General features: G+C 42.2%; 8 protein-coding genes and 3 tRNA genes. 6 read left to right on the forward strand and 5 right to left on the reverse strand.

What is annotated here, in order from left to right; all coding sequences use genetic code 11:
- Window positions 1-67: 67 nt before the first annotated feature.
- From H5185_RS16570 to H5185_RS16580, 3 genes are all read right to left on the reverse strand, one after another.
- Window positions 68-140: transfer RNA gene (locus tag H5185_RS16570), tRNA-Asn, on the reverse strand.
- Between the two features lie 23 nt (window positions 141-163).
- Window positions 164-239, reverse strand: a tRNA-Asn gene (locus H5185_RS16575).
- Window positions 240-272: 33 nt separating this feature from the next.
- Window positions 273-348, reverse strand: a tRNA-Asn gene (locus H5185_RS16580).
- Between the two features lie 1,307 nt (window positions 349-1,655).
- Between H5185_RS16580 and uvrB the strand changes: the two genes are divergently transcribed.
- Window positions 1,656-3,677: an excinuclease ABC subunit UvrB gene (gene uvrB / locus H5185_RS16585; RefSeq protein ID WP_124014723.1), complete on the forward strand. Its 2,022-nt coding sequence runs from the start codon at window positions 1,656-1,658 to the stop codon at window positions 3,675-3,677.
- Window positions 3,678-3,823: 146 nt separating this feature from the next.
- Here uvrB and asnS read toward each other — a convergent pair whose 3' ends face one another.
- Window positions 3,824-5,224, reverse strand: a complete 1,401-nt coding sequence (asnS, locus tag H5185_RS16590) for an asparagine--tRNA ligase (protein ID WP_124014724.1) — start codon at window positions 5,222-5,224, stop codon at window positions 3,824-3,826.
- 181 nt (window positions 5,225-5,405) lie between these two features.
- Between asnS and H5185_RS16595 the strand changes: the two genes are divergently transcribed.
- A complete protein-coding gene (locus tag H5185_RS16595; protein ID WP_124014725.1) occupies window positions 5,406-5,741 on the forward strand; it encodes a hypothetical protein in 336 nt (111 codons plus the stop codon).
- Between the two features lie 93 nt (window positions 5,742-5,834).
- Here H5185_RS16595 and H5185_RS16600 read toward each other — a convergent pair whose 3' ends face one another.
- Window positions 5,835-6,410, reverse strand: a complete 576-nt coding sequence (locus H5185_RS16600) for a CoA pyrophosphatase (RefSeq protein ID WP_124014726.1) — start codon at window positions 6,408-6,410, stop codon at window positions 5,835-5,837.
- A gap of 594 nt (window positions 6,411-7,004) precedes the next feature.
- On the opposite strand from H5185_RS16600, the gene malQ reads away from it, so the two are divergent.
- The 4 genes from malQ to H5185_RS16620 all read left to right on the forward strand — a co-directional run.
- Window positions 7,005-9,227, forward strand: a complete 2,223-nt coding sequence (malQ, locus tag H5185_RS16605) for a 4-alpha-glucanotransferase (RefSeq protein WP_182742659.1) — start codon at window positions 7,005-7,007, stop codon at window positions 9,225-9,227.
- A 10-nt stretch (window positions 9,228-9,237) separates the two neighbouring features.
- A complete protein-coding gene (gene glgB / locus H5185_RS16610) occupies window positions 9,238-11,463 on the forward strand; it encodes a 1,4-alpha-glucan branching protein GlgB (protein ID WP_182742661.1) in 2,226 nt (741 codons plus the stop codon).
- 48 nt (window positions 11,464-11,511) lie between these two features.
- A complete protein-coding gene (glgX, locus tag H5185_RS16615; protein WP_182697264.1) occupies window positions 11,512-13,611 on the forward strand; it encodes a glycogen debranching protein GlgX in 2,100 nt (699 codons plus the stop codon).
- A partial coding sequence (locus tag H5185_RS16620; RefSeq protein ID WP_182742660.1) for a glycogen/starch/alpha-glucan phosphorylase occupies window positions 13,611-15,885 on the forward strand: 2,275 nt, incomplete at its 3' end. The genes glgX and H5185_RS16620, both read left to right, overlap by 1 nt.

Raw genomic sequence — 15,885 nt, forward strand, 5'->3', positions numbered from 1 at the left:
ACAGTCCGCCGTTCTACTAACTGTACTATTGGGGAGGCGTACTATTTCCACTAGGTTCTCTGGATAGCTCCCCAATCTGCACTTGAACCAGGGACATACGGTGTAACAGTCCGCCGTTCTACCAACTGAACTATTGGGGAATCGTTTCGATAACAGTAAATATTGGCTCCCCAAACTGGACTCGAACCAGTGACATACGGATTAACAGTCCGCCGTTCTACCAACTGAACTATTGGGGAATTATATTTACATCTCAACTTACTTTTACTAAATGGCTCCCCAGACTGGACTCGAACCAGTGACATACGGATTAACAGTCCGCCGTTCTACCAACTGAACTACTGGGGAAGCGTTTTTAGCAATGTATTGCTGAGAACGGAGCGCATAGTAAAACGCTCTGGTAACTGAGTCAACTCGAGTTATAAAAAAAAACGCATTTATGTGACTAATTGGTTACCAAACACACATCGTGAACGACTTTTGCTCGTTTGTGGTGATATTTTGACAATGAAAACAAAATTAATCACTTACTCATAAAATGGATTGTCGAACACTAACGATGCTGTTTATGTCAATTTCTTTGGGGAGTAGGTAGTTTGTGGTTGAAATTTGTTCGACTGACTTGATTTGTCTCTTTGTAAAAGAATGTGGCACAAGTTTTAGCGACAAAGTCTCTCAATAAGCATATATCGAGCAATAAATTGTTCGTTGATACATTAGACTACTTAGCTAATCTCTTGAGATCACGTTTGTGGTCACTTTTACTGTAGCACCGCTCACTCATGACGCTCAACTCCATCTGATGATTTCCATCTTGATGCCTCATCATATTAAAGTGATTATTCAAGTGCTGATATTTCGGCTAAGAGCTAGCTCAGTTTAACTAATGTATTTAAGAGAATGAACATTAACATTAATGAAATGGGTATCGAAAGTAGATGACTCAGAGATGGGATCGCAAGCTTGATCGATATTCAATCGATTGCTAAAGTAATTGTAGATTATCGAATTTAGCTATTCTTGACCCAATAGGTGAACTATTGTCGCTATCTTTCGTATTAATATGCAAATGTAATTAAATTTCATCACAAATTTCTTACGCTTTTATGAAACTCACTTGGTCGCTACCCCGCAGCAGTATTGAACTTTATTGACTTATCCACTAAATCTGTGGATAAACTTGTGGACTTCTTATGTAAATGAGCGGCAACCCCTTATTGCGCTTGAGTCGGACTTAAATTGGTACAATTATTTAGCGATAAGTTAAGTTGTATTTAATCAACTAGATACAAAAATCAATAACTTTCTTTTGTCACTGTTCTCTCAGTTGCAAAATTGTAATCTCTTTGGACAGTAGATTGTGTATTAAATTATGATTTAAGTTAGTTTTTCGGCGTATTACAGTGATTTAATCATGACCTTATCCATTTGTTTATAACTTTCACTTTAGGATCTTTATTTTGTCACATTACAGTGCTTAGTCGCTGATATTGATCTGAATAAAACATGCCCCAATTAATGGCTATAATGCGCTTTTAGGATTCATTTGGGCATAGCTTTAAATGATAAGAGAAGCTGTGCAATGATATTTTATATCGCCATTTGCTTGTTTTTGGGTATATCATAAACAGTTAATTAAAATAGGAAGCCGTGTTGTGTCAGAGTCCGTTTTTTCCCTAGAATCTAAATTTGAACCCGCCGGCGATCAACCTACAGCGATAAAAAAATTAGTTGATGGTTTAGAATCCGGTGTGGCTAGCCAAACGCTACTCGGCGTTACTGGATCAGGTAAAACATACACAATCGCCAATGTCATTAAGCAAATGGGGCGGCCAACTATCATCATGGCGCCTAACAAAACCCTTGCTGCCCAGCTCTATGGTGAGATGAAAGAGTTTTTTCCACATAATGCGGTTGAATATTTTGTATCCTACTACGATTACTATCAACCTGAAGCCTATGTTCCTGCGTCTAACACCTTTATAGAAAAAGATGCATCTGTGAATGCTCACATAGAGCAAATGCGTCTATCGGCCACTAAAGCGCTTTTAGAGCGTAAAGATGTGGTGCTCATCGCCTCGGTATCAGCTATATACGGTTTAGGTGATCCCGACTCTTATATGAAGATGCTATTACATTTGCGCCAAGGTGATTTTATGGGGCAACGGGACATCCTTATCCGACTCAGTGAATTGCAATACAAACGCAATGATATTGAATTACAACGCGGCACATATCGAGTTCGTGGTGAAGTGATTGATATTTTTCCGGCAGAATCTGAACGTGAAGCGATTCGAATTGAATTATTTGACGATGAAATAGAACGTTTAAGCGAATTTGATCCTTTGACTGGACAGATTAACAAGCGCATCGCACGCACCACTATTTATCCTAAAACCCACTATGTTACCCCGCGAGAAAAAATTCTTGCCGCCACGGAAGAGATAAAGGAAGAGCTACGAGAACGCCGTCAGTATTTACTTGATAACAATAAATTGATTGAAGCTCAGCGGATCACTGAACGGGTTCAATATGACATTGAAATGATGGTCGAGCTGGGTTACTGCTCTGGAATTGAAAATTACTCGCGATATTTATCCGGTCGATCATCTGGAGATGGTCCACCAACATTACTTGATTACCTTCCTGCAGATGGTTTACTGATCATTGATGAATCACATGTCACAGTGCCGCAAATCGGCGCTATGTACAAAGGTGACCGAAGCCGAAAAATGAACTTAGTAGAGTATGGCTTTCGATTACCATCTGCATTGGACAATCGGCCATTAATGTTCGAAGAGTTTGAGCGATTAATGCCGCAAACTATTTTTGTTTCGGCGACACCTAGTTTATATGAACTTGAAAAAAGTACCGGAGAGATAGCAGAGCAGGTGGTAAGGCCTACCGGGTTGCTCGACCCTGTTTTAGAAGTGCGTCCTGTGGGTATTCAAGTTGATGATTTATTGTCTGAGATCCACAAACGTGTGGCGGTGAATGAAAGGGTGCTGGTTACCACATTGACCAAACGGATGTCAGAAGATCTGAGTGAATACCTTGATGAACATGGCATAAAAGTGCGCTATCTGCATTCTGACATTGATACCGTTGAGCGGGTTGAGATTATCCGAGATTTACGTTTAGGGCGTTTTGACGTACTGATTGGGATTAACTTACTACGTGAGGGCTTAGATTTACCAGAAGTATCATTAGTCTGTATTTTAGATGCCGATAAAGAGGGGTTTTTACGTTCCGAACGCTCACTTATCCAAACCATTGGTCGTGCGGCCCGTAATGTTAACGGCAAAGTTATTTTATATGCAGATCGCATAACCAACTCAATGGCTAAAGCCATGGGGGAAACGGAGCGTCGACGCGAAAAACAACACCTACACAATGTGGCTAATGGGATTGTGCCGCGAGGTGTGGTGAAAAGTATTACAGATGTGATGGATGTTGGTGATAGCAACTTCAGTAAAGGTACACGTAAAAATCATTCTAAATTTGCTGAAGTAGCAGAAGAGCGCGCTAAATACACCAGTATTGCTGATTTGAGTCATCAAATTGATAAACTTGAAAAACAAATGCATGAGCATGCTAAAAATTTAGAGTTTGAGCAAGCCGCTGCTGTGCGTGACGACGTTAAACATTTACGAGATCTGATTATTGTTAATAGCTAACAAGTTCAAAATATAATCCCTGTCTGCTGCAGACGGGGAAGGATCTTATGTGATCACAAACAACTGCATCGGTAAATTATTCTAAAACTGCTTATAAAAAAACGCGCCAATTGGCGCGTTTTTGTTGTTGCATATTATTGAGCTAATTAGAAACTGGCTGAGCGTGGGGCACGTGGGAACGGGATAACATCACGAATGTTGTTAACGCCAGTAACGTACGATACCAAACGTTCAAAACCTAGACCAAAGCCTGCATGAGGTACTGTGCCATAGCGACGTAAGTCGCGATACCACCAGTAATCTTCTTGGCTTAAATCCATTTCAGCTAAACGCTTATCAAGTACGTCTAAACGCTCTTCACGTTGCGCACCACCGATGATCTCACCAATTCCAGGTGCTAACACGTCCATAGCGGCAACTGTCTTACCGTCATCATTTAGGCGCATGTAGAAAGCTTTAATGTCTTTCGGGTAGTTTTTTACTACCACAGGTGCTTTAAAGTGTTCTTCAGCTAAGTAGCGTTCGTGCTCAGACTGTAGATCGATACCCCATTCGACTGCGAATTCAAACTTCTTACCGCAGTTTTTAAGGATTTCAACCGCATCAGTGTAATCCACTTGGGCGAAATCACTGCTCACAAAGGCTTGTAAACGTTCAATAACGGTTTTATCAATACGCTCATTAAAGAAGGTTAAGTCATCCATACGCTCTTCAAGTACCGCACTGAAAGCGAACTTAAGCATTTTTTCCGCTAACTCAGCCGCATCGTCTAATGTAGCAAACGCCACTTCAGGCTCAACCATCCAGAATTCTGCAAGATGGCGAGTTGTGTTGGAGTTTTCAGCACGGAAAGTCGGGCCAAAGGTATACACTTTGGATAATGCACAAGCATAGGTTTCAGCGTTCAACTGACCCGATACGGTTAAGAATGCTTCTTTACCGAAAAAATCTTTATCGTAATCAACTTTACCTGCGTCAGTACGTGGAAGATTTTCCATGTCTAATGTCGACACGCGGAACATTTCACCTGCGCCTTCACAATCAGAAGCGGTAATAAGTGGGGTAGATACCCAGATAAAACCTTCTTGATGATAGAAACGATGGATTGCTTGCGATAAACAGTTACGAACTCGAGCTACAGCACCAATAATATTGGTACGTGGGCGTAAATGGGCGAGTTCACGAAGATGCTCAATAGAATGACGTTTAGCCGACATTGGATAAGTATCTGGATCATCAACAAATCCAGTCACTACGATTTCAGATACTTGTAATTCAAATGCTTGGCCGGCACCTGGAGAGGCTACCACTTCACCTGTCATCACAACAGAGCAGCCTGCAGTCAATTTCAATACATCGTCATTGTAATTGGCTAGGCTATTTGGCACGACACCTTGAATAGGGTCGAAACATGAACCGTCATAAACGGCCAAGAAAGAGATACCCGCTTTTGAATCACGACGAGTTCTTACCCAGCCACGTATAGTGACATGTGAACCAACGGCGTGTTCAGCTTTAAATACAGAAGCGACAGATGCAATGCTCATTGTTGCTTTATTCTCCAACGTATAGAATATAAATATAAAATTTGGGTTTATCTTACCTTGCTGGTGGCTTTTCTCAAGCTGAAAACGCTATTCTATAAAGATTATTGTGATACTTTTGAGTAAGTCGATTAAATATTTGGCGAATTAGCCTCGTATTCTCTCGTTAACCAAGGAAAAGGCCATGTCTCGTTTAGGTATTATACAAGTGGTATTGACTATTTTGTCATTATTAGGCTGGAGCTTAGCCATTTATGCATTGATTATCTTTGGCGAAGCCAGACCCGATAGAGCCGTAGGGTACTTTTTGAGTAAGGGCGCCACGGTCCGCTTAAACTGGGATCCACAGTTAACCATTAAATTAGAATACCTAATTTGGTGGTGTGCCGGTGTTAGTTTTCTCAACCTGCTGGTAAATTTCTATGCTAAGGCCACTACGCGCATAGGGTTTTGGGTTAATATTCCGTTGTTGTTTTTGGTGTCAGTGTCTGCGGGTTTGTACATTCGTTACGTGGTGTAGATGTGTTGATTAATGCTCATGCATAAGCCAATAAAAGTGGTTACCGTTTGCGCGTTGAATTGGATTTTTATTTAAATCGCCAATGTTATAGGCTTAATTGACATCGATATGACGACACAATAAGTCGATAATGGCGGCGGTAACCCCCCAAATAAACTTGTCTTCAAAAGGCATAAAGTGAACTTGATACCTTGCCCCATGACGGTAATGAAACATGTTATGGCGGTTGCTGCGCTCAATAAAAAAATTGAGTGGTACCAAAAAGCAATCTTCAACCTCACCAGGATCTAGCACCAATTCAAAAGGCTGCTTTACCATCGCCACCACAGGGGTAATTTCAAAACCAGTAAAGGTTTTGTGCGCAGGAAAAATCCCTAGAATATCGACATTTTCAGGCTGTAATCCTATTTCTTCGTGCGCTTCGCGCAGTGCCGTATGAATAATATCCCTATCATTTGGCTCAACTTTACCGCCAGGAAAGCTGATTTGACCAGGATGGTGACGTAAATGCATAGGACGCCGAGTTAACATAATATGCAGTTGCTGATCGACTTCCATTACTGCAATTAACACCGCGGCTTGACGACCAAGATATGATTTGGGCGCAGAGGTGATGGTTGAGCGCAGCCGATGTAAGTTATAGCGTAAAGTGAATTCGTGTTTATTCATTGGTAACGTCTGGATCCTATTCATTATATCAGGCTGTTTTAGTCGTAAATAGTCACAATCATTCGATGGTATCTACCAAAGCTTAACCAGCATAACGGAGCCATTTAATGGTGGCATTTTACCACAATGATCGATATGAGTGGGCTTAGATATCTTATAGGAAAACAACACCTGTTATAAATTTAATACCATGCAATACCCCGTCTACAGTAAATCAATATTTCGTTCCTATTATATTAATCTTTCATCAATAGCAGGAAAATGCTATTGGTGGCGAATCAGTGGTCTACTGATGATCATTAATTCATCTGTAAGTCTCTTCTATTGAGCTGCGCTATTTTATGGCAATAGCAAAGCAAACTTTATGATGTTATGCACTTTTTTTGTATCTTCTGCACTATTTCTGTGCGATAACTAATCGCAGATGAGCGTAACAAGTAACAATATTTTCTGAGTTGAATTTAATTAACCATCTGATTAATAAGTAATATGTTTTGTCATTTTACTGCCATTAATCTGTAGTCAATTTGTTATGATTAACTGGCATGGTAACTGCTGTATTTTCAGTAGTTAATTCACGCGAGGAGGACAAATATGGAGCTAGAAAAGTTACTGTATTTGCAAGGCGTAGGGGCAGAGTTTATCGATTGTTTCGGTAATCTTGTTCATATACCCGCTAAGGACAGGCAGGGTATTTTAACCACAATGTTGTTACCATCTTCAGGTCATCAACATGCTTTTAGCCGTCATAGCGAAGCGTTATGTCATCTCAATGAGTCTTATCATCAACCATTATCAGAGTCACAGGTTGCAGCTAAGATCAGCCAGCTCGATATCCAACCTTGGTTAAAGCCACTGCATAACTTTCAATGGTGTTTAATTGATAAGCCTCATGTTGATATTTACTTACCAGAGCGTGACTCAGGTGCTTTTAGCATCAAGATCCACAATGAAAATACACAATCTATCTCGATCTCTGCACAGGTCAATGACTGTATTGTTGTCGGTGAATACCATATTAACGGTCAGCGTTATTGTCAGTATCGCTTATTTTTCGTTCATCCCAGCCTGCAGTTAGGATACTACTCATTGAGTTTATCCTTTATCAATGATCCTGCTCATCCTGATGTGTTGCATGGGCAATTAATGGTCTCTCCATCTATGGCCTATCAAGGTCGTTTAGCACAAACAGATAAACAGTTTTGGGGACTGAATGCGCAGCTTTATGCATTACGTAATGATGCGCAATGGGGCATAGGCGATTTTGGCAATTTAGCCGAACTGATTGATTACGCGGCTCATGCTGGTGCTGATTTTATTCTGCTTAATCCACTTCATGCTTTAGACATCAGCCAGCCAGATAATCCCAGCCCATATAGCCCAACCGATCGTCGTCGTTTAAATCCCTTATACATACAAATTGAAGCCGTTGGTGAATATAACGCCCTTGATGGGGAGTTATTATCACAAAAATGGCAACAAAAAAGACAGATCCTCAATCAAGCTCATTTGATTAACTATGATGAAGTTCAGCAGTTAAAATATGCTGCATTTGAAAAACTGTATCAAATATTTTGCTTGGACCATGTTAAGTATGAAACCCCCAGATTTAAAGAGTATTTGGCATTCATAGAACAAGATAACGTTGCATTAATGCAATTTGTCGCCATGGAATTGAAATTAGCATCTAAAAATTTCACTCATGATGCTGGGTTTTATTTATATTTACAGTTCATTGCCAATGAGCAATTACAAGCTTGTCAGCTTAATGCGAAGCAGTGCGGCATGAGTATTGGACTGATCCGTGATTTAGCTGTTGGTGCCATTAGCCATGGGGCGGAGGTGAGTGCAAATGTTGATTTTTTTTGCGATAACGCCAGTATCGGCGCGCCGCCAGATCCGTTTGCCGAGCAAGGCCAAAATTGGGGCTTAACTCCATTTGATCCGGTCAAATTAAAACAACATGACTTTAGCCACTTTATCCAACTGGTTCGCAGTAATATGCAAAGTTGCGGAGCCTTGAGGATCGACCATGTCATGGGGTTGCTGCGTCTATGGTGGTGGCCGTTACAGGACGATTTAGGCAATGGCAGCTATGTCTATTACCCGCTTGAAACCTTACTAGCTATTGTGTGTTTAGAAAGCCAACGGGCGCGTTGTGTCGTTATTGGTGAGGACTTAGGCATAGTTCCGCCAGAAATAGTGGCTTGTTTGCGTGACGCGGGTATTTTTTCGAACGAATTATTCTATTTCTGTAAAGATTATCACGGCTTCAAGTCTCCACAAGAACACAAGCGCCAGAGCTTGATGATGCTAGCTAATCATGATGTTCCTACATTATTTGCGTGGTGGTCTGGCGACGATTTACGTCTACGACGTCAGCTTAATTTGATCGAAACCGATGATAAATTACAGCAGCTTTTAGCGCAGCGTCAGCAAGAAAAAATACAATTAGTCGATTTACTTATCCGCGAACATGCGTTTGAGTTACCACTGCCCACATCTTCAGTGGATGAATTAGAGTTTGACAGTGTGTTACTGGCTTGGATAAGTGTTGCCGCCAAAGGCAATGCACAATTGTTTAGTATGCAATTAAGTGACTTAGTCGCTGATAAGCATGGGGTTAATATTCCTGGTACTTGGAAAGAGTTCCCTAACTGGCAGCGCAGGTTACCTTTGTCTATTAAGCAAATGTCCCAAAGTCCTAAAGTACAACAACGTCTTGAAGCGATAGCTTGTGCACGACAACCTCGCAGCAACGCCCGAAGCAGCGTTAGTGCTGTAAACATTCCCTCATCCGATACACTCGGCCATTAATGGATCACTGATTATGACTGTAGCGACCCCGTATTTTCAGCAAGATAGTGAAATAGCCTTATTAAATGGTGAGTACACTGACGTGTTTTCATTACTTGGTATGCACAGTAGTAGTGATAATAAAGGATTAATTGTTCGTTGCTTACTTCCCGGTGCACTGAGTATCGATGTGTTAAACGCAAAAGATCTCCGTAAAGTGGCCAGTCTTGAACAGGTTAATCAACAAGGTTTGTTTGCCGGTAAAATGGGCCGCAGAGTGAAACCTTTTGCTTACTTATTGCGAGTGCAATACCCATTGTGTGAACAGCTCATCAATGATCCTTATCAGTTTGATAGTTTACTCAATCCTGATGATGTGTATTTATTCGGTGAAGGTAGTCAGTTACAAACTTATCATTTTCAAGGGGCTAACTGGCGCGAGCATCATGATGTTAAAGGTGTGCATTTTTGTGTGTGGGCGCCAAATGCCAAGCAAGTGGCTGTGGTGGGCGATTTTAACTTATGGGACAAAAAACGCCATGTGTTGCGCCACCATCCTGCGAGTGGGTTGTGGGATATTTTTATTGCAGATGTTGAACCTGATCAACACTATAAGTTCGCTATTTGCGATGTTCATGGCAATGAGATTATTAAATCTGATCCCTATGCCGTTGCCATGCAATCGTCGCCGCACAATGCGTCAAAAATCCCTAATCTTGATCACTATGACTGGCAAGATGGCGAATGGTTAACTGAACGAGCTAGCCGTGAGCCTCATGCTCAACCTATGTCTATTTATGAAGTGCAATTAGCCTCATGGCGTCGTAGTGGTGATGACGGTCAAGATTACACCGATTATTCACAGCTCATTGCCGAACTGGTGCCGTATGTCAAAGAAATGGGCTTTACCCATTTGCAATTGATGCCGATCAGTGAGTATCCATTTGACGGTTCTTGGGGTTATCAACCTGTCGGGTTATTTGCGCCTACCTATCGCTTTGGCGACGCTAATGGTCTTAAAGCCTTTATCGATGAATGCCATTTACAAGGTATTGCAGTATTGCTTGATTGGGTACCCGCACACTTTCCTCGAGATCCACACGGGCTGGTGAGATTTGATGGTAGCTGCTTATATGAACATGAAGATCCGCGCCGAGGTGAGCATCCTGATTGGGATACGCTAATTTATAATTATGGTCGCGCCGAAGTACGCAGTTTCTTATACAGCAACGCCTATTACTGGCTAAACGAATTCCATTTTGATGGTTTACGCCTTGATGCTGTGTCGTCGATGTTATATCTCGATTACAGCCGCACAGCCGACCAATGGATCCCCAATGAACTAGGTGGCCGAGAAAACCTTCAAGCTATCAGCTTTCTACAAGAGCTTAATGCGCGCATGTACCAATGTTTTCCTGGCATTAATATGATCGCTGAGGAATCAACTGCGTGGCCAGGCGTGACTCAAGCGACCAGTAATAACGGCTTAGGTTTTGGTTTTAAATGGAACATGGGCTGGATGAACGACACACTGCGTTACATCAGCAGCGATCCTTTGTTCAGACGTTATCACCATGGTGAGCTGACATTTAGCTTAGTGTATGCCTTTACCGAACAATTTATTTTGTCGCTTAGTCATGATGAAGTGGTCCACGGCAAGGGGTCGTTATTACATAAAATCCCCGGCGACGATTGGCAGAAATTTGCTACGTTACGCGCTTATTACGGTTTCATGTGGGCGCATCCGGGCAAAAAGTTATTGTTTATGGGCAATGAGTTTGCCCAGCGCAATGAGTGGAACCATAACCAGAGCCTTGACTGGCATTTATTAAACTATACGCCGCATCAAGGCGTGCAAGATTGGGTACGCGATCTCAATCAGTGTTATCAGCAATATCCTGCGTTACATCAACGCGATCATTACAGTGATGGTTTTCAATGGCTCGACTGCAATAATGCCGACGATAACATTTTAGTATTTTGTCGTTTTGGTATTGATAAACAACAACCCGTGGTGATTGTGGTCAACATGTCGCCACAGGTTTTTCACCACTTTAGAATTGGGGTGCCAACCGACCAGTCCTATAACGAAATACTTAACAGTGACCACCGTCATTATGGCGGCAGTCATGTTGTCAATGATGCAACGTATGAAATACAAGCAACAGAATGGCAAGGCATGCCTTACAGCTTAGTGATTACAGTGCCACCACTGGGATGCAGTATTTGGGCACCGGAACCGCATGAGTTGCCATAATAGTGCAACATGTTAAAACAGCAGGGTTTGACTTCAAAAGGGCATGTTATGGGTATAAGCAGCGGTTATCCTTATCCACTGGGGGCGACGGTTGATAATAGCGGAGTGAATTTTTCGTTATTTTCAGCACATGCCACCAAAGTGGTGTTGTGTATCTTTGATGCCACGGGGGAAATTGAGGTTGCTCAGTACATTATGACTGAGAAAACACGGCAAATTTGGCACTGTCATCTAGCCAATGCTCAAGCTGGGCTTTTGTATGGTTACCGCGTTTTTGGGCCCTATCAACCGCAGCTTGGCCATCGTTTTAATCACCATAAATTGCTCCTTGACCCATATGCAAAAAAGCTGGTGGGAGAGCTAAAATACCATCCGGCAGTCTATGGTTATGACATTAATGCCCTTGATGAAGATTTGTCATTTGATACTCAAGACAGCGCGCCTTATTTACCCAAAGCACAAGTGATCGATTATGAGTTTGTTAAAGACATTCCAATCGTACCGCTCAATATTAGTCTGGCTCGAAGCATTATCTATGAGACCCATGTAAAGGGGTTTACTCAACAACATCCACAGGTCGATGCAACAAAAAAAGGCACCTTTGCCGGCCTAGCGAGCAAGCCGATAGTCGATTACTTACAAAATGTTGGTATTACCAGCGTAGAGTTATTGCCCGTGCATGGCTTTTTCGATGAGCCTTTTTTGATTGAAAAAGGCCTCAATAACTATTGGGGCTATAACAGTATTGCCTTTATGGCGCCGCATTCTGCTTATTTATCTGATGAGGGGGATATTGCTGAGTTTAGGCAAATGGTCTCAACACTTCACGCAGCAGGGATTGAAGTGATCCTCGATGTGGTATTTAACCATACCGCCGAAGGAAACCATTTAGGGCCGACGTACAGTTTTCGCGGTATTGATAATGCCAGTTATTACCGTTTATTGCCTAATGATAAGCGCTTTAATATTAACGATACTGGTTGTGGTAACACCTTTAATCTCAATCATCCGCAAGTATTAATGTTAGTCATGGACTCTTTGCGTTATTGGGTCGAAATTATGGGCGTCGATGGGTTTAGATTTGATCTCGCCAGTTGTCTTGGCCGTGAGGCTTATGGTTTTGATCCCGGAAGTGGATTCTTTGATGCTATTACCCAAGACCCAGTATTGTGCAAGGTTAAGCTCATTGCCGAGCCTTGGGATATCGGCCCCGGTGGTTATCAGCTCGGTAATTATCCCGTAGCATTCAGTGAATGGAATGATCGCTACCGTGATGCAATGCGCCGTTTTTGGCGTGGGGATAGTGGTTTATTACCTGAATTTGCCAAGCGATTTCATGGCTCGAGTGATTTCTTTGAACATAACGGCCGAGGCCCTGCGGCGAGTATTAATTTTATCACCAGTCATGATGGCTTTAGCCTACATGATTTGGTGAGCTACAACGATCGCCATAACTTGGCTAACGGTGAGGATAACCGTGATGGTCATCAAGAAAACTGCAGTTACAACTATGGTATTGAAGGCGAATCTGCCGATGAAGCAATTAATGCCATTCGATCGCGACAAAAACGCAATTTATTAACCTGTTTATTGTTGTCTCAGGGCGTGCCCATGTTGTTGGCGGGTGATGAATCAAGTCAAACACAACAAGGCAATAATAACGCCTATTGCCAAGATAATCCTATCGGCTGGTTTGACTGGGAGCAAATAGATTGGTCGTTAGTGAATTTTACTGCGCAGTTGATCAGCTTGCGCAAACGCTTTCCTATGCTGTGTCACCAAGCTTTTATTCATAAACCAGAAGCCTTATTTGATAACGGTTTAGCTTGGTTTAACCGCCAAGGTGAGGTGATGAATAAATCAAATTGGTGTGAACATCATACCCGTACCTTAAGCGTGATTTTAACCGGTAATCTAGCGGATGCCGACATTGGTGCGGTGGCGGAAAGTACCGAAGCGTTATTATTGATGATTAATGTCGATGAGTTACCCCACCAATTTACTCTGCCGCAATTACCCCATTTTCGCCATTGGCATTGCTTACTGCATACCCAAGAAAGTGAACCCGAAGTAGATGCTAATAAGCAAGTGAATGTAATCAGTCGTAGTTTAATGCTATTTCATACCGAATTTACTAGGAGTCATTGATGACCACAGCAAAAGATAACGCCAGTGTAAAAAAAACCACTGTGCGTGCCAGTCGCAGTAAAGCTAGCACTAAGGCGACGAGTAAAGAAAATGTCGTGGCGGCCTCGCAAGCTGACAAGGTGGTTAGTGCTCATCATGATCCTTGTGAACCCTGTGACAGTTTATCGGCATCACTTGCCCGACATATCCGCTACGGGCTATGTCGTGACGAACATGAACAACATGAGCTTTTCAATGCCGTGGCGCAAAGCGTTAAAGAACAAATGCTCGATAACTGGCGTCAAACACGGATTAAAGACAATCAATATCAACAAAAACAGGTCGCGTACTTATCACTTGAATTTCTAATGGGCCGAGCCCTAGGTAATGCATTGTTGAGTTTAGACATTACTGCTGATGCCCAACAGGTGTTAACCGATTACGCCACCAGCTTAGAAGATATTGAGCAAGTTGAACAAGATGCTGGTCTTGGTAATGGTGGACTTGGGCGCTTAGCGGCATGCTTTTTAGACAGTTGTGCGAGTTTAGACTTATCGGTTACTGGTTATGGGATTCGTTACCAATATGGCATGTTTGCGCAAAAGATTGTCGATGGTTATCAAGTAGAACGTCCCGATCGCTGGTTACGTCATGGCAACCCATGGGAAGTTCGCCTCTCTAACCGTATTGTTAGCGTGCCTTTTTTTGGTCATACCGAAACTTATGTTGATAAGCATGGACATCGACATCATGTGTGGGCAGATACGCAAAACGTGTTAGCTGTCCCTTATGATATGCCAATCCCAGGATTTAAGAATGGTCGTATCAATACGCTGCGTTTATGGAAAGCAGAAGCGAATGACGAATTTGATTTAGCCGAGTTTAACGAGGGCGATTATGCTGAAGCCGTTGCCACTAAAAATTTGGCTGAACAAATCACCATGGTGTTATACCCAAATGATTCGAGTGTGAATGGCAAAGAATTACGACTACGCCAGCAATACTTTTTATCATCAGCCAGTTTGCAAGATTTACTGGCCCGTTACGTTAGTCAATTTGGTGAAGACTTCAGCCAGTTTAGTGAACATAACGTGTTACAGCTTAATGATACTCACCCCAGCATTGCCGTACCTGAGTTAATGCGACTGTTACTGGATAAATACAGTTTGAGTTGGGATGCAGCATGGGCGATTACCAGTCAATCTATGGCCTATACCAATCATACTTTACTGCCCGAAGCGTTAGAGCGCTGGTCGGTACCTATGATGAAAAACATGTTGCCACGCATTGTCGAAATTATCTTCGAAATTAATGCTCGTTATTTAGAACAAGTGGCTCACCATTGGCCGGGAGATATTCAAAAGTTAGCCAGTATGTCGATTGTCGAAGAAGGCCCCGAGCAACATATTAGGATGGCATATTTAGCCATTGTCGCCAGTTTTTCAGTTAATGGTGTGGCGGGTTTGCATACTCAGCTACTTAAACAAGGGCTGTTTAATGACTTTTATCAATTGTGGCCCGATAAATTTAATAATAAAACCAACGGTGTTACCCCAAGGCGTTGGCTTGCGTATTGTAATCCTAAGTTATCGGCACTTATTTGCCGTCGTTTAGGTGACGAATGGATCAATGATTTATCTCGTCTTACCGCACTCAATGCTTTTAGCAGTGACAAGCAGTTCGTTAAAGAATGGGCGCAAATTAAGTTTGAAAATAAACAAGCGCTAAGCACATTTGTGAAGCAGCAATGCGATGTTGAGTTTGACCCACTAATGATGTTTGATGTGCAAGTGAAGCGTATTCATGAATATAAACGTCAGCTCCTGAATATCCTCCATGTGATTCATTTATATCGCCGTATTTTAAGTGGCGATACGCAGAATATGGTGCCACGCTGTGTACTCATAGGAGGCAAAGCCGCACCAGGTTACGCCATGGCCAAGCAAATTATTAAACTGGCTAATAATGTCGCTCATATGGTCAATTCCGATCCTTTGGTCACGCCATTTTTACGCATGGCATTTTTGCCCAACTATAACGTCAGTGCCATGGAAAAAATATGTCCGGGTACCGATTTATCTGAGCAAATATCTACAGCAGGTAAAGAGGCGTCGGGCACAGGAAACATGAAATTCATGATGAATGGAGCCTTAACGATTGGTACTTTAGATGGCGCCAATATTGAGATGCTGGAAGAGGTGGGTGATGATAATTTCTTCTTATTTGGTTTAGATGCTAACCAAGTCGCTCAAGCGCGGATAAATTATCAACCGCAACACATTGTTGAGCATTCAA

Source organism: Shewanella sp. SG44-6, from assembly GCF_014164185.1.
Lineage (GTDB): Bacteria > Pseudomonadota > Gammaproteobacteria > Enterobacterales > Shewanellaceae > Shewanella > Shewanella vesiculosa.